The organism is Variovorax sp. YR216, from assembly GCF_900107745.1.
Lineage (GTDB): Bacteria > Pseudomonadota > Gammaproteobacteria > Burkholderiales > Burkholderiaceae_C > Variovorax.
Genome location: NZ_FNRO01000008.1, coordinates 12,821 through 32,387, shown reverse-complemented (window position 1 = coordinate 32,387; position 19,567 = coordinate 12,821). Strand labels below are relative to the sequence as shown.

At 67.8% G+C, this 19,567-nt stretch carries 18 protein-coding genes; 15 read left to right on the top strand and 3 right to left on the bottom strand.

Features of this window, described 5'->3' with window-relative positions; translation table 11 throughout:
* Position 1: 1 nt before the first annotated feature.
* The 4 genes from pyrF (at position 2) to BLW05_RS20300 (ending at position 4,941) form a co-directional block, all read left to right on the top strand.
* Positions 2 to 826: an orotidine-5'-phosphate decarboxylase gene (gene pyrF / locus BLW05_RS20315; protein ID WP_093165375.1), complete on the top strand. Its 825-nt coding sequence runs from the start codon at positions 2 to 4 to the stop codon at positions 824 to 826.
* A gap of 180 nt (positions 827 to 1,006) precedes the next feature.
* Positions 1,007 to 2,842 (top strand): DUF1800 domain-containing protein, encoded by a 1,836-nt coding sequence (locus BLW05_RS20310; protein WP_093165374.1) that lies wholly within the window; start codon positions 1,007 to 1,009, stop codon positions 2,840 to 2,842.
* 10 nt (positions 2,843 to 2,852) lie between these two features.
* Complete coding sequence (locus BLW05_RS20305; protein WP_093165373.1) at positions 2,853 to 4,349, top strand: DUF1501 domain-containing protein; 1,497 nt, start codon at positions 2,853 to 2,855, stop codon at positions 4,347 to 4,349.
* Positions 4,350 to 4,452: 103 nt separating this feature from the next.
* Positions 4,453 to 4,941 (top strand): GFA family protein, encoded by a 489-nt coding sequence (locus BLW05_RS20300; RefSeq protein WP_093165372.1) that lies wholly within the window; start codon positions 4,453 to 4,455, stop codon positions 4,939 to 4,941.
* Here BLW05_RS20300 and BLW05_RS20295 read toward each other — a convergent pair.
* Positions 4,922 to 5,749: an IclR family transcriptional regulator gene (locus tag BLW05_RS20295; protein WP_256330408.1), complete on the bottom strand. Its 828-nt coding sequence runs from the start codon at positions 5,747 to 5,749 to the stop codon at positions 4,922 to 4,924. The genes BLW05_RS20300 and BLW05_RS20295 overlap by 20 nt on opposite strands.
* Before the next feature lie 123 nt (positions 5,750 to 5,872).
* On the opposite strand from BLW05_RS20295, the gene BLW05_RS20290 reads away from it, so the two are divergent.
* The 5 genes from BLW05_RS20290 (at position 5,873) to fahA (ending at position 11,449) form a co-directional block, all read left to right on the top strand.
* Positions 5,873 to 6,832 carry an MBL fold metallo-hydrolase gene (locus BLW05_RS20290; protein WP_093165370.1) on the top strand — a complete coding sequence of 320 codons (960 nt, stop codon included), beginning with the start codon at positions 5,873 to 5,875 and terminating at the stop codon, positions 6,830 to 6,832.
* Between the two features lie 4 nt (positions 6,833 to 6,836).
* The gene (locus BLW05_RS20285) at positions 6,837 to 8,501 is read left to right on the top strand and encodes an FAD-dependent oxidoreductase (RefSeq protein WP_093165369.1); all 1,665 of its coding nucleotides are present in this window, start codon (positions 6,837 to 6,839) and stop codon (positions 8,499 to 8,501) included.
* A gap of 4 nt (positions 8,502 to 8,505) precedes the next feature.
* Positions 8,506 to 8,697, top strand: coding sequence for a DUF2783 domain-containing protein (locus BLW05_RS20280; RefSeq protein ID WP_093165368.1), 192 nt, complete (start codon positions 8,506 to 8,508; stop codon positions 8,695 to 8,697).
* Positions 8,698 to 8,870: 173 nt separating this feature from the next.
* Positions 8,871 to 10,175: a homogentisate 1,2-dioxygenase gene (hmgA, locus tag BLW05_RS20275; protein WP_093165367.1), complete on the top strand. Its 1,305-nt coding sequence runs from the start codon at positions 8,871 to 8,873 to the stop codon at positions 10,173 to 10,175.
* Positions 10,172 to 11,449 carry a fumarylacetoacetase gene (gene fahA, locus BLW05_RS20270; protein ID WP_093165366.1) on the top strand — a complete coding sequence of 426 codons (1,278 nt, stop codon included), beginning with the start codon at positions 10,172 to 10,174 and terminating at the stop codon, positions 11,447 to 11,449. The genes hmgA and fahA overlap by 4 nt, the downstream gene beginning before the upstream one ends.
* A 57-nt stretch (positions 11,450 to 11,506) precedes the next feature.
* Here the strand turns inward: fahA and BLW05_RS20265 are convergent, their stop codons facing one another.
* Together BLW05_RS20265 and BLW05_RS20260 are read right to left on the bottom strand one after the other, a co-directional pair.
* Positions 11,507 to 11,953, bottom strand: a complete 447-nt coding sequence (locus BLW05_RS20265) for an acyl-CoA thioesterase (RefSeq protein ID WP_093165365.1) — start codon at positions 11,951 to 11,953, stop codon at positions 11,507 to 11,509.
* 28 nt (positions 11,954 to 11,981) lie between these two features.
* A complete protein-coding gene (locus tag BLW05_RS20260; RefSeq protein ID WP_093165364.1) occupies positions 11,982 to 12,896 on the bottom strand; it encodes a LysR family transcriptional regulator in 915 nt (304 codons plus the stop codon).
* A 123-nt stretch (positions 12,897 to 13,019) separates the two neighbouring features.
* Between BLW05_RS20260 and gtdA the strand changes: the two genes are divergently transcribed.
* The 6 genes from gtdA (at position 13,020) to BLW05_RS20230 (ending at position 19,474) form a co-directional block, all read left to right on the top strand.
* On the top strand, positions 13,020 to 14,090 hold the full coding sequence (gtdA, locus tag BLW05_RS20255; protein WP_093165363.1) for a gentisate 1,2-dioxygenase: 1,071 nt from the start codon (positions 13,020 to 13,022) through the stop codon (positions 14,088 to 14,090).
* A gap of 94 nt (positions 14,091 to 14,184) precedes the next feature.
* Complete coding sequence (locus BLW05_RS20250) at positions 14,185 to 14,889, top strand: fumarylacetoacetate hydrolase family protein (RefSeq protein WP_093165362.1); 705 nt, start codon at positions 14,185 to 14,187, stop codon at positions 14,887 to 14,889.
* A gap of 113 nt (positions 14,890 to 15,002) precedes the next feature.
* Entirely contained in the window at positions 15,003 to 15,980 is a 978-nt protein-coding gene (locus BLW05_RS20245) for a Bug family tripartite tricarboxylate transporter substrate binding protein (protein WP_093165361.1), read from the top strand.
* On the top strand, positions 15,977 to 17,326 hold the full coding sequence (locus BLW05_RS20240; protein ID WP_093165360.1) for an FAD-dependent oxidoreductase: 1,350 nt from the start codon (positions 15,977 to 15,979) through the stop codon (positions 17,324 to 17,326). The genes BLW05_RS20245 and BLW05_RS20240 overlap by 4 nt, the downstream gene beginning before the upstream one ends.
* 83 nt (positions 17,327 to 17,409) lie before the next feature.
* Positions 17,410 to 18,327: an acyl-CoA thioesterase gene (locus BLW05_RS20235; RefSeq protein ID WP_093165359.1), complete on the top strand. Its 918-nt coding sequence runs from the start codon at positions 17,410 to 17,412 to the stop codon at positions 18,325 to 18,327.
* 34 nt (positions 18,328 to 18,361) lie between these two features.
* Positions 18,362 to 19,474, top strand: coding sequence for an NADH:flavin oxidoreductase/NADH oxidase (locus BLW05_RS20230; RefSeq protein ID WP_093165358.1), 1,113 nt, complete (start codon positions 18,362 to 18,364; stop codon positions 19,472 to 19,474).
* Positions 19,475 to 19,567: the final 93 nt, after the last annotated feature.

Genomic DNA, 19,567 nt, shown 5'->3' with positions numbered 1-19,567 from the left:
CATGACCTTCCTGGACAAGCTGCGCGCCGCCGAGCGCCAGAACGGCTCGCTGCTGTGCGTCGGGCTCGACCCCGAGCCGACGAAATTCCCCGCCCATCTCAAGGGTGACGCCAGCAAGATCTACGACTTCTGCGCCCGCATCGTCGATGCGACCGCCGACCTGGCCATCGCGTTCAAGCCGCAGATCGCCTACTTCGCCGCCCATCGCGCCGAAGACCAGCTCGAAAAGCTCATGGAGCACATGCGCCGAAACGCGCCGCAGGTGCCGACCATTCTCGACGCCAAGCGCGGCGACATCGGGTCCACCGCCGAGCAGTACGCGCGCGAAGCCTTCGAGCGTTACGGCGCCGATGCAGTCACGCTGTCGCCCTTCATGGGTTTCGATTCGGTCGAGCCCTACCTGCGCTTTGAAGGAAAGGGCGCCTTCCTGCTGTGCCGCACCAGCAATCCTGGCGGCTCCGATCTGCAGGGCCAGCGCCTGGCTGGCGTACCGGGGGAGCCTTTCCTGTACGAGCACGTCGCGAAGCTGGCACAGGGCCCGTGGAACCTCAACGGCCAGCTCGGGCTCGTGGTCGGCGCGACCTATCCCAACGAGATCGAGCGCGTCCGCGCGCTCGCCCCGACCGTGCCGCTGCTGATTCCGGGCGTCGGCGCGCAGGGCGGCGATGCGGTCGCGACCGTCCGCGCCGGGTGGCGTGCAGACGCGCCGATCGTGGTCAATTCGTCGCGCGCGATCTGCTACGCCTCTGCGGGCGACGACTTCGCCGAAGCCGCGCGCCGCGAGGCCACGCGCACCCGCGACGCGCTTGAAGCCGCCAAGGCCTGAAACGACATTCCGCGTCATTCCGCAAGGTGCCCGTTGCGTCGTTGTGACGAAAAAAGTCACATTTCTTAACGCTTGTAGACCTTAACGCCTCACCCAGGCGGCGGCCGCACGCGCGCGGCCGCCGGCACGGCACTTGCCTCGCAGAGCCCGGCGCCGGAGCGCCGAGGAGTGAGGAATCCCATGGTGGAAGACATCGCAACCGGTCGCGCCGAGGCGACCGAGGCGTCGGTGCGCGTGGATGGAGCATCCGCGGCGGGCCACACGCCTCTCCAGTACAACCCGTTGCCCGTGGCGACCGCCCTGGCGGCCGCCGCTGCGCTCGCCGCCTGTGGCGGTGGCGGTGGGGGCGGTGGCGGCTTCGCATTGACAGCCGCGAGCGGCTCCGGCACGCAGGCCGGTTCGCTCTCCTCGCTGGCATCGACATCCACCGGGCAGACCTACGTCTACACGCAGGCCAAGAGCGACGACGAGGCCGCGCGCTTTCTGCTGCAGGCGCAGTTCTCGGCGTCCGAGGCCGAGATCGCGGCGGTGCGCAGCAAGGGCTACCTGCCGTGGCTCGGCGAGCAGGTCGACCGCGATGCGACACAGACCGGCTGGGACTGGATCGCGAGCAAGCCCTACAACACCGTCAACGTCGACGACATGATCTGGAACCAGCTCATGACCGCGCCGGACGGCTTCCGAAAGCGCGCGGCTTTGGCGCTCTCCGAGATCTTCGTGGTCTCGGCCACCGACATCGGCTCCAGCTGGCCCGACCACATGATGGCCCAGTACTGGGACACGCTGGTCCGCGGCGTGACGGGCAACTTCCGGCAACTGCTGGAGGACGTGACCCTCAACCCCGCGATGGGCTACTACCTCAACACCAAGGGCAACCAGAAGGAGAACGCCCAGGGCCGGCAGCCCGACGAGAACTACGCGCGCGAGGTCATGCAGCTGATGACCATCGGGCTCTACCAGCTCAATCCCGACGGCACGCTCAGGACCGGCGCGGACGGCGCGCCGCTCGACACCTACACGCTGGACGACGTCACCAACCTCGCGCGCGTCTTCACCGGCTACGACCTCGACATCCGCACCGACGAGAAGAGCGGCACGGCAGGCGCCTTCACGCCGCCGGGCGCCACCTACACCATCGAGGGCAACGGCTGGACGACGCGGCCGATGGCGCTGACTGCGTCGCGGCATTCGACACTCGAAGCGAAGTTCCTCGGCGCCACGGTGCCGGCGGGCACGGATGGCAAGGCCGCGCTCAAGATCGCGCTCGACACGCTTTTCAATCACCCGAACGTCGGGCCCTTCATCTGCAAGCAGCTCATCCAGCGGCTGGTGACCAGCAACCCGAGCCCGGACTACGTGAAGCGGGTGTCCGATGTCTTCGCCAACAATGGCGCGGGCGTGCGGGGCGACATGAAGAGCGTGTTCGCGGCCGTGGTGCTCGACAACGAGGCGCGCAGTCCCGCGGGCCTCGCCGACGCGAATTTCGGGCGCCTGCGCGAGCCGATGCTGCGCTTCGTGCAATGGGCACGCACCTTCGGCGCGGCATCGGCCACCGGCAACTGGAAGATCGGCAATCTCTCGCGGCCCAACGACCAGCTCGGTCAGAGCCCGTTGCGATCGCCCTCGGTCTTCAACTTCTTCCGGCCGGGCTACGTGCCGCCTTCGACCGCGATCGCAAGCGTGAAGATGGTCGCGCCCGAGTTCCAGCTGGTGAACGAAACCAGCGTCGGCGGCTACGTCAACTACATGCAGAGCGCGCTGCAGAAGACGACCAAGGACGTCAACGTCGCCTACGCGAGCGAGCTCGCGCTGGTACTGGATCCGGGCGCGCTGGTGCGGCGGTTGAACCTGCTGCTCGCGGCCAACCAGCTGCCCGCCTCGACGGTGGCGCTGATCACCAGTGCGCTCAACACGCCCGCGGTGAGCGCGACGAGCACCGACGCCGTCAAGCTCAACCGCGTCTACGCGGCGGTGCTGATGGTGATGGCCTCGCCCTCCTACCTGATCCAGAAATAAGGGCCGCCCGATGTACCTGATCGATCCTGCCGCCCACTCCCGGCGCGCCTTCCTGCGCCGTGCGGGCCACCTGGCGATGGCCGGCACCGCGATGCCGTTCGCGCTCAATCTCGCCGCGATGGGCGAGGCCGCCGCGCAGGCCGCGCCGTCCGACGACTACAAGGCACTGGTTTGCGTCTTCCTCTTCGGTGGCAACGACTATGCGAACACCGTCGTGACCTACGACGACGCGAGCTACAACGCCTACAGCACCATCCGCCTGCCGCAGGCCGCGGGCGGCATCGCGATCGCCAAGGATGCGCTGCTGCCCACGCTGCTCGCGCCGACCACTGCGCTGGCCGACGGCCGCCAGTACGCGCTGCATCCGGCGATGACGGCGCTGGCCGACCTGTTCAACACCACCGGCAAGATGGCGGTGCAGCTCAACGTCGGGCCGCTGGTGGTGCCGCTCACGCGTGCGCAATACAACAACAGCAACAAGAAGCTCTATCCGCAGCCGCCCAAGCTCTTCTCGCACAACGACCAGCAGTCGATCTGGCAGTCGTCCTCGCCCGAAGGCTCGACCGTCGGCTGGGGCGGCAACATCGGCGATCTCGCGCTGTCGCAGAACAGCGGTGCGCTCTTCACCTGCGTGTCGGTGTCGGGAAATGCGGTGTTCCTCTCGGGCGACAGCGCGCTGCAATACCAGGTGAGCACCAGCGGCGCGGTCGGCATCAACAGCGTGAAGAACAGCACGGTGTACGGCTCGGCCACCGTCAAGTCCGCGATGGCGCAACTGCTGCAGGAGGCGCGCTCGCACGCGCTGGAGAACGAATACAACCGCGTGACCAAGCGCGCGGTCGAAGCCGAGACCACGGTGACCGCGGCGATCCAGCCCGCAACGTTCTCCACCGACACCTTCCTCGTGACCAACCCCGACGGCACCAAGTCCGCCAACAACACGGGCCTCGCGAACCAGCTCAAGATGGTGGCGCGCATGATCCGCGGCCGGATTTCGCTGGGCGTGAAGCGCCAGGTGTTCTTCGTCTCGATGGGCGGCTTCGACCTGCACGACAACCTCATCGCCAACCAGCCCGGGCTGCTCAAGCAACTCAGCGACGCGGTGGCCAACTTCCACGCGCAGATGGAAGCGCAGGGCCTCGCCGACAAGGTGACCACCTTCACCGCGTCCGACTTCGGCCGCACGCTCGCAAGCAATGGCGATGGCTCCGACCATGGCTGGGGCAGCCATCACTTCGTGGTCGGCGGCGCGGTCAAGGGCAAGCAGTTCTATGGCACACCGCAGGTGGTGAGCATCAACAACGATTCGAAACTGGCCGGCTACGAAGGCCACGTGGGGCAGGGCCGGCTGATCCCGACCACCTCGGTGGACCAGTACGGCGCGACGCTCGCCAAGTGGTTCGGCGTGCCTGATGCCGATCTGCCGGGGATCCTGCCGAACCTGAAGAACTTCGGCGGCAACGTCAACGGCATCGACTATCCGAAGGATGTCGGCTTCATGAGCTGAGGCGCGTGGAGTAATCTGCAGGGCCGTCCGCAACCGGTCGGGCAGATGAAAGGAGACACGCGATGAGATACCAGGGTCGCTGCCACGACGACGGGCGATCGCGATGACCGCTGCTTCTGCCGACGCCTTTCCCGCCGAAGGCGGCTGCACCTGCCGCGCGGTGCGCTACCGGATGGCGACGCGGCCGCTCTTCGTCAACTGCTGCCACTGCCGCTGGTGCCAGCGTGAAACCGGCACTGCGTTCGCGCTCAACGCGATGATCGAAAGCGACCGCGTCGAACTGCTCCAGGGCGAGGTCGAGATGGTCGATACGCCATCGCTGAGCGGAAAGGGCCAGAAGATTGCGCGCTGCCCCACGTGCCGCGTGGCGCTCTGGAGCCACTACGCGGGCGCGGGCGAGGCGGTGAAGTTCGTGCGCGTCGGCACGCTCGACAACCCCGACCTGCTGCCGCCGGACATCCACATCTTCACGGGCTCGAAGCAGCCGTGGGTGGTGCTGCCGCCGGACATGCCGGCGGTCGAGGCGTACTACAGCCGCTCGCAGTTCTGGCCGCCCGAGAGCATCGAGCGCTTCAAGGCCTTGAAGCGATAGCGCCCAGCCGCTCGGACACCTGGTCGGCGCACGCCTTGAGCGCCAGTGCGATCTCGCCGTCCCATCGCGTATCGAAGATCGCCGCCGGCCCGATGGCGGTCAGTGCGAGCACGATCGCACCGGTGTGATCGAAAGCCGGTGCCGACATCGCGCTCACGCCGGGCAGGATCTCGCCCTCGGAGCGGCTCAGGCCGCGGGCGCGCACTTCGTGGAGCTGGGCCTCGAAGTCCTTCCAGCCCGGCAGCGGCTGCACCGGCGGCATCCCGCGCTGCGGCGGTTCGGCAATGCCCTTGCGTTCGCGCTGGCGTTCTTCTTCGAGCAGGCGCTTGACCACTGCTGAATCGAGATAGGCACCGAAGAGCCGCCCCGACGCGGTATTGGTCAGCGAGAACACCGTGCCATGCCGCATGTTCACATGCAGCGGCGCGGGCGACTCGGCGATCCGCACGATGGTCGCGCCCCGATCGCCCCACACCGCGATCGCCACCGTCTGCCCGATCTGCTGCGCGAGCTCGGTGATCAGCGGCGTCGCGACATGCACCGGGTTCGCCTGCTGCAGGCTGATCAGCCCCAGTTGCAACGCGAGCGGACCGAGCAGATAGTGGCCGCTGGTGCGGTCCTGCTCGATCAGCCCGAGGCGGCCGAAGCTGACCATGTACGGATGCGCCTTCGCCGGGGACATCTCGGCCTCGCGCGCGAGGTCCTTCAGCGCCATCGGCCGGCCGTGGTGGACCAGCGCGCGCAGCAACTGGCCTCCCACCTCGATGCTCTGGATGCCGCGCTGCGCGCGATCGCCGTCGGTACTCATGACCGTGTCCCTCATTTGTTCATGGAGAAAGCATTAGACATTAACTGATCATCCGAATACACTCCGCGCATTCGTTCCCTGCAAACTAGTTTGCTTTAGTCAAATTTCAAGGAGACTCCCGCGATGAGCCAGACCAAGAAGTTCGCCAGCCAGGCCGATCTGGAAGAGAAGAAGGTCACCTTCAGCCAGATTTCGGAACACGCCTGGGCCTACACCGCCGAGGGCGACCCCAACACCGGCATCGTGATCGGCGACGACTGCGTGCTGGTGGCCGACACGCAGGCCACGCCCGCGATGGCGCAGGACGTGATCCGCCGCATCCGCGAAGTCACCGACAAGCCGATCAAGTACGTGGTGCTCACCCACTACCACGCGGTGCGCGTGCTCGGCGCGAGCGCCTACGGGGCCGACCACGTCCTCGCGAGCCAGGACACCTATGACCTGATCGTCGAACGCGGCGAGCAGGACAAGGCGAGCGAAATCGGCCGCTTCCCGCGCCTCTTCGCGGGCGTCGAGACCGTGCCGCCCGGCATGACCTGGCCGACCATGACCTTCACCGGCAAGATGACCCTCTGGCTGGGCAAGCTCGAAGTGCAACTGCTGCAACTCGGCCGTGGCCACACCAAGGGCGACACCGTCGTCTGGCTGCCCGGCGAGAAGACGCTGCTGTCCGGCGACCTCGTCGAGTTCGACGCGACGCCCTACGCCGGCGACGCCTACTTCCAGGACTGGCCGAAGACGCTCGACAACCTCGCCGCGCTCAAGCCCAAGGCGCTGGTGCCCGGTCGCGGCGCGGCGCTCACCACCCCGGACGAAGTCGCCAAGGGCCTCGCCGGCACGCGCGACTTCATCGCCGACGTGTGGGCCAGCGTGAGCGCCAGTGCGAAGTCCGGCAAGGACCTGAACACCGTCTACAAGGAAACCTACGCCAAGCTCAAGCCCAAGTACGGCCACTGGGTGATCTTCGACCACTGCATGCCCTTCGACGTGACGCGCTGCTATGACGAGGCGACGAAGTACGCCGACCCGCGCATCTGGACCGCCGAGCGCGACGTCGAAATGTGGAAGGCACTGGAAGGCTGAGCCCATGCAAGCCACGGTCGACTACCAGTCGCTGCGCTTCGACTACAAGCACCACCCCGACCAGGACGCCGCACAGCCTGTGCGTCATCCGGTCGTCGTGGTTGGCGCCGGCCCCGTGGGGCTCGCGCTCGCGATCGATCTCGCGCAGCGGCAGATCCCGGTGGTGCTGCTCGACAACGACAACACCCTCTCCACAGGCTCACGCGCGATCTGCTTCGCCAAGCGCACGCTCGAGGTCTTCGATCGCCTCGGCTGCGCCGACCGCATGGTCGACAAGGGCGTGTCGTGGAAGATCGGCAAGGTCTTCTTCAAGAACGATCAGGTCTATCAGTTCGACCTGCTGCCCGAGGCGGGCCACGAACGTCCGGCTTTCATCAACCTGCAGCAGTACTACGTCGAGGGCTACCTGGCCGAGCGCGTGGCCGAGCTGCCTTTGATCGACCTGCGCTGGAACAACAAGGTGATCGGCATCGAGCAGGACGCCGGCCGCGCGCTCGTCACCATCGAGGCGCCGGAAGGCAACTACCAGCTCGAAGCCGACTACGTGGCGGCCTGCGACGGCTCCAAGTCCAACATGCGCCAGATGCTCGGGCAGGAAGCCAAGGGCCGCATCTTCCGCGACCGGTTCCTCATCGCCGATGTGAACATGGACACCGACCTGCCGACCGAGCGCAAGTTCTGGTTCGACCCGCCGTTCCATCCGGGGCAGAGCGTGCTGCTGCACAAGCAGGCCGACGACATGTGGCGCGTCGACTTCCAGCTCGGCTGGGATGCCGATCCGGTGGAGGAGCGCAAGCCCGAGAAGATCATCCCGCGCGTGCGCGCGCTGCTCGACAGCATCGGCCACCACGACGTGCAGTTCACCATCGGATGGGCCAGCGTCTACACCTTCGCCTGCCAGCGCATGGATCGCTTCCGCCATGGTCGCGTTCTGTTCGCGGGTGACTCGGCGCATGGCGTTTCGCCCTTCGGCGCGCGCGGCGCGAACTCCGGCGTGCAGGACGCGGACAACCTCGCGTGGAAGCTGGCCGCCGTGGTCCGCAATGAAGCGCCCGATGCGCTGCTCGACACCTACGCGAGCGAACGCGAGTACGCGGCCGACGAGAACATCCGCAACTCGACCCGCGCGACCGACTTCATCACCCCCAAGAGCGAAGTCAGCCGCCTCTTCCGCGATGCCGTGCTGGAGCTGTCGAAGCGCCATGCCTTCGCGCGCACGCTGGTGAACAGCGGCCGACTGTCGGTGCCTTCGACGCTCGGCGATTCCTCGCTCAACACCGCCGACGTGGATGCGTTCGCCGGGCGCATGGTGCCGGGTGCGCCGGCCGCCGATGCGCCGATCGTCCGCGCCGACGGCAGCACGGGCTGGCTGCTGCGCGAGTTGTGCCCTGCGTCGCAAGCGAATGCGGCGACCTGCTTCACCGCGCTGGTCTTCGGCCAAGGCGAAGCGGCCGAACGCAGCCGCGAGGCGCTCGCGAAATCCGACGTGCCGCTGCACATCGTCAGCGTCGACTGCACCGGTGAAGGCGCACTGGCGGCGCAACGCTACGACGCGAGGCCGGGCACCGTCTACCTGCTGCGTCCCGACCAGCACGTCTGCGCGCGCTGGCGCCATCCGACTCCCGCGAACGTGCGCGCCGCGCGCGACCGCGCATTGGCAAAGGCGTGAAGACATGACCACCGCGAACCTCATCATTACGCCGAACCTCGAGGCGCCCGACGATTTCTACGAGGCGCTGATCGAGGCACATCAGGGCCTGAGCACCGAGGAGAGCCACGCGTACAACGCGCGCCTCGTGCTCGTGCTCGCCAACCACATCGGCTCGACCGCCGTACTGCGGCAGGCCTTCGAAGCCGCGAAATGAATCCCCACCCCCGTTGCTTGCTCACTTCGTGTAGCCGCCTCCCCCCTCAAGGGGGCGCACCCAGCGGCCCGGCCAAGCCGGTTCCGCGGGTGCCCTGGACTTGGCCGTTCCGGGTTCAAGCGGCTTGGGTCAAGCTGCACCTGATGCAATACTGAATGAATAGAGAGGACTCCATGACGAACGCATCCGCCGCCGAGCGCCGCTACCAGAGCGGCTTCGGCAACGAATACGCCACCGAGGCCGTTCCCGGTGCGCTGCCGCAGGGCCGCAACAGCCCGCAGCGCGCGCCCTTCGACCTCTACCCCGAGCTGATCTCCGGCACCGCCTTCACCGCGCCGCGCCACCAGAACCGCCGCACCTGGGTGTACCGCCGCCAGCCGTCGGTGGTCGCGGGCCGCTACAAGGCCTACACGCAGACGCTCTGGAAGACCGGCGCCGACCGCGAGATTGCGCTGCCGCCCGAGCCGATGCGCTGGGGCCCGATCCCGCTGGACAACGCCGAGGTCGACTTCGTCGACGGCATGCGCACGCTCGCCGCCAACGGCGATGCCGACGCGCAGGCCGGGATTGCCGCGCACGTCTACGTCGCCAGCAAGTCGATGGCTCGCCGCGCCTTCGTCAATGCCGACGGCGAGATGCTCTTCGTGCCGCAGCAGGGCCGCCTCGAGATCACCACCGAAATGGGCGTGCTCGACGTGAAGCCCGGCGAGATCGCGCTGGTGCCGCGCGGCGTGGTGTTCAAGGTCGACCTGCCCGAAGGGCTCTCGCGCGGCTACGTCTGCGAGAACTACGGCGCGCAGTTCCGCCTGCCCGAACTCGGCCCGATCGGCTCGAACGGCCTGGCGAACGCGCGCGACTTCCAGGCGCCGGTGGCCGCGTATGAAGACGCGACCGTCGCCTACGAACTCGTCAAGAAGTTCGGCGGCCGCTTCTGGTCCGCGCCCACGAAGCACTCGCCCTTCAACGTGGTCGCCTGGCACGGCAACCTCGCGCCGGTGAAGTACGACACCGCGCACTTCATGACCATCGGCTCGATCAGCTACGACCATCCGGATCCGTCGATCTTCACGGTGCTGACGTCGCCGTCCGACACGCCCGGCACCGCCAACTGCGACTTCGTGATCTTCCCGCCGCGCTGGCTGGTCATGGAGGACACCTTCCGTCCGCCGTGGTACCACCGCAACCTCATGAGCGAGTTCATGGGCCTGGTCTACGGCGAATACGACGCCAAGCCCGGCGGCTTCAAGCCGGGCGGCGCGAGCCTGCACAACTGCATGGTGCCGCACGGCCCCGACGAGGAAGCCTTCGAGAAGGCGAGCCACAGCGACCTCAAGCCGCAGAAGCTCGACAACACGCTGGCCTTCATGTTCGAGAGCCGCTATCGATTCATCCCGAGCGGGTACGCGATGCAAAGTCCCGTGCTCGACCAGAATTACGCCGACTGCTGGGCCGGCCTCCAGGACAACTTCAAGCCATGACGAACGCTATCAACGCAACCCACGACCCCAAGCTCAAGAGCTGGGTGGCCTCGGCCAACGCGGCCGGCTGCGACTTCCCGATCCAGAACCTGCCGTTCGGCCGCTTCCGGCCCGCCGGCAGCAACGAGCCCTTCCGCATCGGCGTCGCGATCGGTGACCAGGTACTCGACCTGAAGGCGGCCGGGCTGGTCCACACGGACGACATGAACGTGCTGCTGGCCCGGAGCGCTGCCGAGCGGCAGGCGCTGCGCGCCGCGCTTTCCGATGGCTTGCAGGAAGGCAGCACCAGCCAGGCCGAATGGAGCAAGGCGCTGCACGCGCAGTCGGCTGTCGAGCTCACCGTGCCCTGCCGCATCGGCGACTACACCGACTTCTACACCGGCATCCATCACGCCACTACCGTCGGCAAGCTGTTCCGCCCCGACCAGCCGCTGATGCCCAATTACAAGTGGGTGCCGATCGGCTACCACGGCCGCGCGTCGTCCATCGCCGTGAGCGGTCAGCGCTTCAAGCGTCCGCAGGGTCAGACCAAGGCGCCCGATGCGGAAACACCGACTTTCGGCCCGTCGAAGCGGCTCGACTACGAGCTGGAGCTGGGCTTCATCGTCGGGCGCGGCAACGGTCTCGGCGAGCCGATCGCGATGGCCGAGGCCGAGCAGCACCTGTTCGGCGTGACGCTGTTCAACGACTGGTCCGCGCGCGACCTGCAGGCGTGGGAATACCAGCCGCTCGGCCCCTTCCTCTCGAAGAACTTTGCGAGCACGATGTCGCCCTGGATCGTGACGATGGAGGCCCTCGCCCCCTTCCGCGCGAAGTTCGAGCGCCCGGCCGGCGATCCGCAGCCGCTGCCTTACCTCGACTCGCCCGCCAACCGCGAAAGCGGCGCGCTCGACATCACGCTCGAAGTCTGGCTGCAGACCGCGAAGATGCGCGAAGCCGGCGAGCCCGCGGTGCGCCTCACGCGCGGCAATACCGCCGAGGCCGCCTACTGGACGCCCGCGCAACTGGTTGCCCATCACACGGTCAACGGTTGCAACCTGCAGCCGGGCGACCTGTTCGGCTCCGGCACGCTGTCGGGTCCGACGCAGGACCAGTCCGGCTCGCTGCTCGAACTGACGGTGGGCGGCAAGCAGCCGATCACGCTGCCCAATGGCGAAAAGCGCACCTTCCTCGAAGACGGCGACACGCTGAGCCTGCGCGGCTACTGCGAGCGCACTGGCGCGGTGCGCATCGGGCTCGGGGAGGTCAGCGGGACGGTGCTGGCGGCGGGCTGATTTCGCCCGCACGGCATCCGGCGGCGGCTTCGCGCAGCCGCTGCTGCAAACTTGCCTTCAGCTCGCGGCAGCGGCCCGCGCGGCTTCCAGGTGCGACCGGGCACGCTCCGCCAGGGCCATTTCGCCGGGGGTGCCGGGCGTGTAGGCATCCACTTCGAGCGGCCGGCCGTGCGAGTCGACCGAGACGAAGACGATCAGGCATTCGGTGGTCTTGTGCATGCCGCCGCCCTTCATGTCGCCGCTGCGCACCTCGACCGAGATGTTCATGCTGGTGCTGCCGGTGTAGGCCAGTCGCGCTTCGACTTCCACGAGGTCGCCGATCATGATCGGCCGGTGGAAGCGGATGCTGCCGATGAAGACCGTCACGCAGTAGCGCTTGGACCAGCTCGTGGCGCAGGCGTAGCCGGCCTCGTCGATCCACTTCATGACGGTGCCGCCGTGGACCTTGCCGCCGAAGTTGACGGTGCTGGGTTCGGCCAGGAAGCGCAGGGTGATGGCTGACATGGTTCGGCGTGGAGTTGATTGCTGCGGATTATGCGAGCGCCGTGCCAGTTTGGGGCCCGAACAGCTGCGCCACCGTGCGCCGGAGCCAGGCATTGCCTGCGTCGGCGTGGAATCGCTCGTGCCAGTGCTGCTTGACCGCATAGGCGGGCAGGGCGAAGGGCGGGTCGAGCAGCTTCACCGGCTCCTGCGTGACCAGCACTTCGCCGAGGATGCGCGGCACGATCACGATCAGTTCCGTGCGCGCCACGATCCGCGCCACGCTCAGGAAGCTGGACAGTCGCGCCACCACGCTGCGCGTGATGCCCAGCCGGGTGAGGGTCTTGTCGATGATCGCGTGGCCGGTGCCCGATGACGAGATCACCGCATGCGCCTCCGCCTCGAAGCGCTTGAGTGTGAGCCGTGCGCCGATGCGTGGGTGGTTCTGCGCCACCACGCAGACGAAGTTCTGCATGAAGAGCGTCTGCTGGTAGAAGCCCGCGTCGAGATGCGGCATGAAGCCCACGGCGAGGTCCACCTCGCCGTCTTCCAGCCGGCGGCCGCTGTCGGTCGAGACAATCTCGGTCTCGATGTGCACGCCGGGCGCCGCGCGCCGCAGGTGGTCCAGCAGGCCCGGCAGCAGCACCACTTCGCTGATGTCGGTCATGCAGATGCGGAAGTTGCGCCGCGCCTCACCCGGGTCGAAGGCGATGCGGCTGCCGCGCGCCTGCTCGAGCTGCGAGAGCACTTCGCGCACATGGGCGCACAGTCGCTGGGCGTAGGGCGTGGGCTGCATTCCCTGTGCGGTGCGCGCGAAAAGGCGATCGTCGAAGTGCGCTCGCAGCTTGTTGAGCATCGTGCTGGCGGCCGCCTGGGCGATTCCGAGCCGGTCGGCGGCCCTCGAGACGCTGCCGGTCTTGTAGACCTCGTCGAAGACGGCGAGCCATTCGAGATCGAGCTTGGACATGGGGGTTCTCCGGAATCCATCATTATCGAAAAACGGAATACCAAGTATTGGCCAGCGGCCTTGAACAGATAGTGGTCACGTCGAACAATCACGCATTGGCCCCGCTGCCAGGAGACAAGACGCATGAACACCACCACCCAGCCCGCGCACCGCGACGCAGCCGAACGCCGCGCCTACTACGAGCGCATCCGCCCGCTGAATCTCACGCCGCTCTGGGAGTCGCTGCACGCTCTCGTGCCGCGCGAGCCGCAGACGCCCTGCGTGCCGGCGCTCTGGCGCTATGACGAGATCCGCCCGCTGCTCATGGAATCGGCCGACCTCATCACCGCCGAAGAGGCCGTGCGCCGCGTGCTGGTGCTGGAGAACCCGGCGATCCCCGGCCGCTCGTCGATCACGCAATCGCTCTACGCGGGCCTGCAACTGATCATGCCAGGCGAGGTCGCGCCGTCGCACCGCCATGTGCAGTCGGCGCTGCGCTTCATCGTCGACGGCAAGGGCGCCTACACCACGGTCGGCGGCGAGCGCACCACGATGTATCCCGGCGACTTCATCATCACGCCGTCGTGGGCCTGGCACGACCATGGCAACGAAGGCATCGAGGGCGTGAGCGAGCCGGTGGTCTGGCTCGACGGCCTCGACATCCCGATGCTGCGCTTCTTCGATGCCGGCTTTGCCGAGAACGACGATGCCAAGGTGCAACACGTGTCGCGGCCCGAAGGCAACAGCCTCGCGCGTTTCGGCCACAACATGGTGCCGGTGCGGCACGACCACGCCAGTGCCACCTCGCCGATCTTCAACTACCCCTACACGCGCAGCCGCGAGGCGCTCGCGCAACTGCAGAAGCAGGAGGCGCCCGATGCGTGGCTCGGCCACAAGCTGCGCTACATCAATCCGCTGACGGGCGGTTCGCCGATGCCCACCATCGGGACCCACCTGCAGCTCCTGCCGAAGGGCTTTGCGGGCAAGACACACCGTGCGACAGACGGTGCGGTCTACAGCGTGGTCGAAGGCCGCGGCACTGCCGAGATCGGCGGCCAGCGCTTCAGCTTCGGCCCCCGCGACACCTTCGTCGTGCCCTCGTGGGCGCCGCTGCGCCTTTCGGCGAGCGAAGAGACAGTGCTGTTCAGCTTCTCGGACCGCCCGGTGCAGCAGGCCATGGGCGTGTTGCGCGAAGCCTTCCTCACGGATTCCTGATCCGCTGATCGCTGCCGCGGCCGATGGCGGTCGCGGTTACTTTTTTCCACTTCCTGTTCTGACCGATGTGCCGCGATACGCGGCAGGAGCCCCCATGTCTTTCGTTGTCACTCCCCCTTCCGTCGTCGGCCTTTCCATCGCCGGTTCGAGCGATCAGTTCCCGGTGCGCCGCGTCTACTGCGTGGGCCGCAACTACGCGGCGCATGCGCGTGAAATGGGGTTCGATCCGGACCGCGAGCCGCCCTTCTTCTTCTGCAAGCCCAACGACGACGCCTCGATCGTGCCGGTGGCCGCCGGCAAGTCCGTGGTCATCCCGTACCCGCCGCTGACCTCCAACTACCACTACGAAGCCGAGCTGGTGGTGCTGATCGGCCAGGGCGGCCGCAACATCGCAGTCGAGGATGCGGCGAAGCACATCTATGGCTACGCCGTCGGCCTCGACATGACACGCCGCGATCTGCAGATGAGGATGCGCGAACAGGGCCGACCCTGGGAAATCGGCAAGGCCTTCGACTTCTCCGCGCCGGTCGGCGTGGTGCGCACGAAGGCCGATGCGGGCGAGATCACCTCCGGCGCGATCACGCTCGAAGTGGACGGCCAGGTCCGCCAGAAGAGCGACCTGACCCACCTCATCTGGTCGGTCAACGAAGTGATCGCGAATCTGTCGACGCTGTTTGCGCTGCAGCCCGGCGACCTGATCTTCACCGGCACGCCCGAAGGCGTCGGCGCGGTGAAGCCGGGCCAGACGATGAAGGTGCGCATCGATGGGCTGGAGGCCATCGAGGTCAAGGTCGACTGAAATCGCGGGAGACTTGCAATGGTTCGCCGGGGCAATATCGGCCTCGCGTAACGACTGGTCACAGGTGGGGCTATCCTTGTGGCCCTTCCTTTTCTTCTCCCCCGTTTCGCCTTATGCACGCATCCAAGAGAGCTCTTCTTGCAGTCGCCTGCGGCCTCGTCGCAGGCGCCTTGCCGTTTGGCGCCATGGCGCAGGCCGCCGCATGGCCCACGAAGCCGATCCGCCTGCTGGTGGGCTTCCCCGGCGGATCGACCCCCGACATCGCGGCACGCACCATCGCCGAGCCGCTGTCCAAGGCCCTCGGCCAGCCGGTCGTGGTCGACAACAAGCCGGGCGCGTCGGGCAACATCGCGGCCGACCAGGTGGCCAAGGCCACGGACGACCACACCCTCGGCATCGTCATCAACGGAAATCTGACGTCGTCGAAGATGCTGTACCCAAAGCTGCCGTACGACCCGGCCAAGGACTTCACCTACCTGTCGCTGATCGCCACCGCGCCGCTGATGCTGGTCGCGCCCGCGAATCTGCCGGGCGGCACCGCCTTCTTCGACGCCGCGCGCAAGGCCGGCGACACCTGGAGCTACGGTTCGGTGGGCGTGGGCTCGGTCGGCCATCTCGGCATGGAGCAGCTCAAGAGCCGCGTGCCGGGCATGAAGGCGATCCATGTGCCCTATCAGGGCAACCCGCAAGTGGTCACCGGCCTGATCGGCGGCCAGGTGCAGATGGCGCTGATTCCTCCGGGCGTGGCGCTGCCGCAGGTCAAGGCCGGCAAGCTCCGCGCCGTGGGCCTCACGAGCGGTCGCAGCACGCTTGCGCCCGAAGTGCCATCGCTCTCCGAAGCCGGCGTGAAGGACTTCAACCTCGAGGTGTGGACCGCACTGCTCGGCCCGGCGAACCTCTCGAAGACGGCCCAGGAGCGCATCAACAAGGAGCTGGCGATCATCATGAAGTCGCCCGAAGTGCGCCAGAAGCTGTTCGACCAGGGCTGGCAGGCGGTCGGCACGTCGCCTGACGGCATGCGCGCGCGCGTCAAGGACGAGGCGGCGATCATGTCGAAGATCATTTCCACGAACGGAATCAAGCTCCAGTGACCGCAGCGACAGTCATCGAGCCGCAGCGCAGCCTGCCGGTGTTCGGCGAATACGACGTGGTCGTGGTCGGCGGCGGCCCGGCCGGCATCGCCGCCAGCGTGAGTGCCGCGCGCCGCGGTGCGCGCACGCTGCTCGTGGAGCGCTACGGCTTTCTCGGCGGCATGGGCACTGCCGGCGGCGTGACCAACTTCGCGGGCCTCTACGGCAAGCGCGACGGCGAAATGACGCAACTGGTGCACGGCGTGGCCGACGACCTGCTCGATCGCATCGACGCGCTGGGCGGCCTCAACAAGCCGCAGGACGGCATGCAGGGCCGCATCAGGGTGCGCTCGTACGACACCTCGGTCTACAAGTGCGCAGCCGATCAGTTGCTGCTCGCCACCGGCGTGCACCTGCTCTTCCATGCGCTCGCCGCATCGGTGGTGATGGACGGCCAGCGCATCGCCGCGCTCGTCGTCGAGACCAAGTCGGGCCGGCAGGCGATCCGCGCCAATGCCTTCATCGACGGCAGCGGCGATGCCGATATCGCGGCCTTCGCGGGCGTTCCGTTCGCGGTCGGCGACGGGCATGGCAGCGGGCTGTTCCCGTCCACGATGTTCCGCGTCGGGCACGTCGATGCAGAGCGCGCGCTGGCGGCGGTGGGCGAGTTCAAGGCAATCAACGACCTGATGGCGAAGGTGCGCGAGCGCGATCCGGATGCGTACCGCTTTCCTCGCGAAGGCGCGATCCTGCGGCCGCAGATCGACCCGCGCGAATGGCGTGCCAATGTCACGCAAATCCGCAATGCGGCGGGCAACGCGATGAACGGCGTCGATGCGCACGAGCTCAGCGACGGCGAGATCGAAGGCCGCCGGCAGATCGCCGAGTACTTCCGCTTCCTCAAGGCGGAGGTGCCGGGCTTCGAGCAATCGGCCATCGTCGAGATCGCGCCGCAAGTGGGCATCCGCGAGACGCGGCGCATCGAAGGGCTCTATGCCTTGACCGGCGAGGACATCCTCTCGTCCGCGCGCTTCGACGACAGCATCGGCATCAACGCCTGGCCGATGGAGATGCACGCGGCGGGCCGCATCGAATGGGCCTTCCCGCGCGACGAGCGCCGCACCTACAACCAGTTGCCATGGCGCATGGTCGTGCCGCGCGGCGTGGACAACCTGGCCGTGGCCGGGCGCTGTGCGTCGATGACGCATGAAGGCCAGTCGGCGGCGCGCGCCAGCGGCGGCTGCTTCGTGATGGGGCAGGCGGCCGGTACGGCGGCGGCGTCGCTGGGCGGCGGCAGCTTCGCGGCGGTGGACGTGCCGGCGCTGCAAGGCAAGCTGGTCGCGGATGGCGTGGACATCGATCACTGAGGCGATGGCACGCTGACAGCAAAGAGACAGCGCGGCGGCTATCTGTTTGCTATCGTTGCAGGCTCGTTTCTGCGCTATTTCTCATGACCGACCCCGCGACCGCCGCCCGCCTCGTCGACGACCTCGTCGAGCTGATGCACCTCGAACCCCTGGGCGATGACCGATTTCGCGCGCAAAGCGAAGACATCGGCACCCCGGCCGTCTATGGCGGCCAGGTGCTCGGGCAGTCTCTGATGGCGGCGTGCCGCACCGTCGGCGCCGATCGCCCGGTGCATTCGATGCACGCCTACTTCCTCCTGCCCGGCGAGCACGCGCCCATCGAGTACGCGGTGGACCGCGTGCGCGACGGCCGCAATTTCACCGCCCGGCACGTGATTGCGCGGCAGGGCAATCGGATCATCTTCGAGATGTCGGCCTCGTTCCAGACGGTCGACAAGGGCATCGAGCACCAGCTCGCCATGCCCCACCTCGACGGCCCCGAAGGCCTGCCGAGCGAGCTCGAACAGCGCATCGCCCTCGGTGACCGCCTGCCGGCGTACTTCCGCGCCAAGGGCCTCGTGCCGCACGGCATCGAATACCGCCGCGTCGAGCCCGACGATCCGCTGGACCCGGCCCCGCGCCCTTCGGAAAGCGCACTCTGGATGCGCGCGATCGCGCCGCTGCCGGACGACCCGCTGGTGCATCGCGCGCTCCTCGCCTACGCATCGGACCACGGCCTGCTGCGCGCCGCGATGCTGCCGCATGGCCTGAGCTTCATGAGCGGGCAGGTTCGCCCCGCGAGCCTGGACCACGCGATGTGGTTCCACCGCGATTTCCGCATGGACGAGTGGCTGCTCTACGTGCTCGATTCGCCGAGCGCGGGCGGTGCGCGCGGCTTTTGTCGCGGCAGTGTCTTCACGCGCGACGGCCGGCTGGTCGCCTCGACTGCGCAGGAAGGGATGCTGCGCATCCTGCCCAAGGGAAGCCTGTTGTCGAGTGCGGGCCGCGCGGCGCCGATCTAGGGGCGCCCGTCGCCATCAACCCGCGGAGTTCGCCATGAGTGCCCTTTTCTCGCCCTACGCGCTCGGCGCGCTGCCGCTTCGCAACCGGATCGTGATCGCTCCGATGTGCCAGTACTCGGCGGAGAACGGTAACGCGGGCGACTGGCACATGATCCATCTCGGCCAGCTCGCGTTGTCGGGCGCCGGGTTGCTGATCATCGAGGCGACCGCGGTGGAGGAGATCGGCCGCATCACGCACGGTGACCTCGGGCTGTACACCGACGACAACGAGGCCGCGCTGGCGCGCGTGCTGAAGGCCATCCGTCGACATTCGCGCATTCCGGTCGCGATCCAGCTCGGCCATGCAGGCCGCAAGGCTTCGAGCCACGTGCCATGGGAGGGCGGCCAGTGCCTGACCCCGGCCGAGGGCGCGTGGCAGACGGTGGCGCCGTCGGCCCTTCCGCACGCGCCGGGCGAACCGCTGCCCGTGGCTCTCGATGCCGCGGGGCTGGCGCGCGTCAAATCCGCGTTCGTCCGCGCGGCGCAGCGCGCCGACGCGCTGGGTCTCGACGCGATCGAGCTCCATGCGGCGCACGGCTATCTGCTGCATCAGTTCCTTTCCCCGATCGCCAATCAGCGCGCCGATGCGTACGGCGGTTCGCTTGAGAGCCGCATGCGTTTTCCGCTGGAAGTCTTCGATGCGGTGCGCGCGGCAGTGCCCGGGCGCGTGCCCGTGGGTGTGCGGATCTCGGCCACCGACTGGGTCGAGGGCGGCTGGGACGTGGAACAAAGCATCGCCTTCGGCAAGGCGCTGGCGCAACGCGGCTGCAGCTTCATGCACGTGTCTTCGGGCGGTGTCTCGCCGCAGCAGAAGATCCCTATCGGGCCGGGCTACCAGGTGCCGTTGGCCGAGCAGGTGAAGCGGGGTGCGGGGCTGCCCACCGTGGCGGTCGGCCTCGTCACCGAGCCTGCACAGGCCGAAGCGATCGTGGCGTCCGGCGAGGCCGATCTGGTGGCCGTGGCGCGCGCGATCCTGTTCGAGCCGCACTGGCCCTGGCGCGCTGCCGCCGAACTCGGCGCGCAGGTCGAGGCGCCACCGCAGTACTGGCGCTCCCAGCCGCGCGAACTCAAGGCCCTTTTCGGCGACGCCCGCATAGGGCAGAGATAGCTCACCCCCAGCCTCGCCCACTTCGTGTGGCTCTGCACCCCCTGCGAGGGGGCAACACCAGCGGCCCGGCCAAGCCGGTTCCGCGGTGTTTCG

Coding starts and splice junctions, on each gene's coding strand:
- pyrF (WP_093165375.1), top strand. CDS start 2: ATGACCTTCCTGGACAAGCTGCGCGCCGCCGAGCGCCAGAACGGCTCG.
- BLW05_RS20310 (WP_093165374.1), top strand. CDS start 1,007: ATGGTGGAAGACATCGCAACCGGTCGCGCCGAGGCGACCGAGGCGTCG.
- BLW05_RS20305 (WP_093165373.1), top strand. CDS start 2,853: ATGTACCTGATCGATCCTGCCGCCCACTCCCGGCGCGCCTTCCTGCGC.
- BLW05_RS20300 (WP_093165372.1), top strand. CDS start 4,453: ATGACCGCTGCTTCTGCCGACGCCTTTCCCGCCGAAGGCGGCTGCACC.
- BLW05_RS20295 (WP_256330408.1), bottom strand. CDS start 5,749: ATGAGTACCGACGGCGATCGCGCGCAGCGCGGCATCCAGAGCATCGAG.
- BLW05_RS20290 (WP_093165370.1), top strand. CDS start 5,873: ATGAGCCAGACCAAGAAGTTCGCCAGCCAGGCCGATCTGGAAGAGAAG.
- BLW05_RS20285 (WP_093165369.1), top strand. CDS start 6,837: ATGCAAGCCACGGTCGACTACCAGTCGCTGCGCTTCGACTACAAGCAC.
- BLW05_RS20280 (WP_093165368.1), top strand. CDS start 8,506: ATGACCACCGCGAACCTCATCATTACGCCGAACCTCGAGGCGCCCGAC.
- hmgA (WP_093165367.1), top strand. CDS start 8,871: ATGACGAACGCATCCGCCGCCGAGCGCCGCTACCAGAGCGGCTTCGGC.
- fahA (WP_093165366.1), top strand. CDS start 10,172: ATGACGAACGCTATCAACGCAACCCACGACCCCAAGCTCAAGAGCTGG.
- BLW05_RS20265 (WP_093165365.1), bottom strand. CDS start 11,953: ATGTCAGCCATCACCCTGCGCTTCCTGGCCGAACCCAGCACCGTCAAC.
- BLW05_RS20260 (WP_093165364.1), bottom strand. CDS start 12,896: ATGTCCAAGCTCGATCTCGAATGGCTCGCCGTCTTCGACGAGGTCTAC.
- gtdA (WP_093165363.1), top strand. CDS start 13,020: ATGAACACCACCACCCAGCCCGCGCACCGCGACGCAGCCGAACGCCGC.
- BLW05_RS20250 (WP_093165362.1), top strand. CDS start 14,185: ATGTCTTTCGTTGTCACTCCCCCTTCCGTCGTCGGCCTTTCCATCGCC.
- BLW05_RS20245 (WP_093165361.1), top strand. CDS start 15,003: ATGCACGCATCCAAGAGAGCTCTTCTTGCAGTCGCCTGCGGCCTCGTC.
- BLW05_RS20235 (WP_093165359.1), top strand. CDS start 17,410: ATGACCGACCCCGCGACCGCCGCCCGCCTCGTCGACGACCTCGTCGAG.
- BLW05_RS20230 (WP_093165358.1), top strand. CDS start 18,362: ATGAGTGCCCTTTTCTCGCCCTACGCGCTCGGCGCGCTGCCGCTTCGC.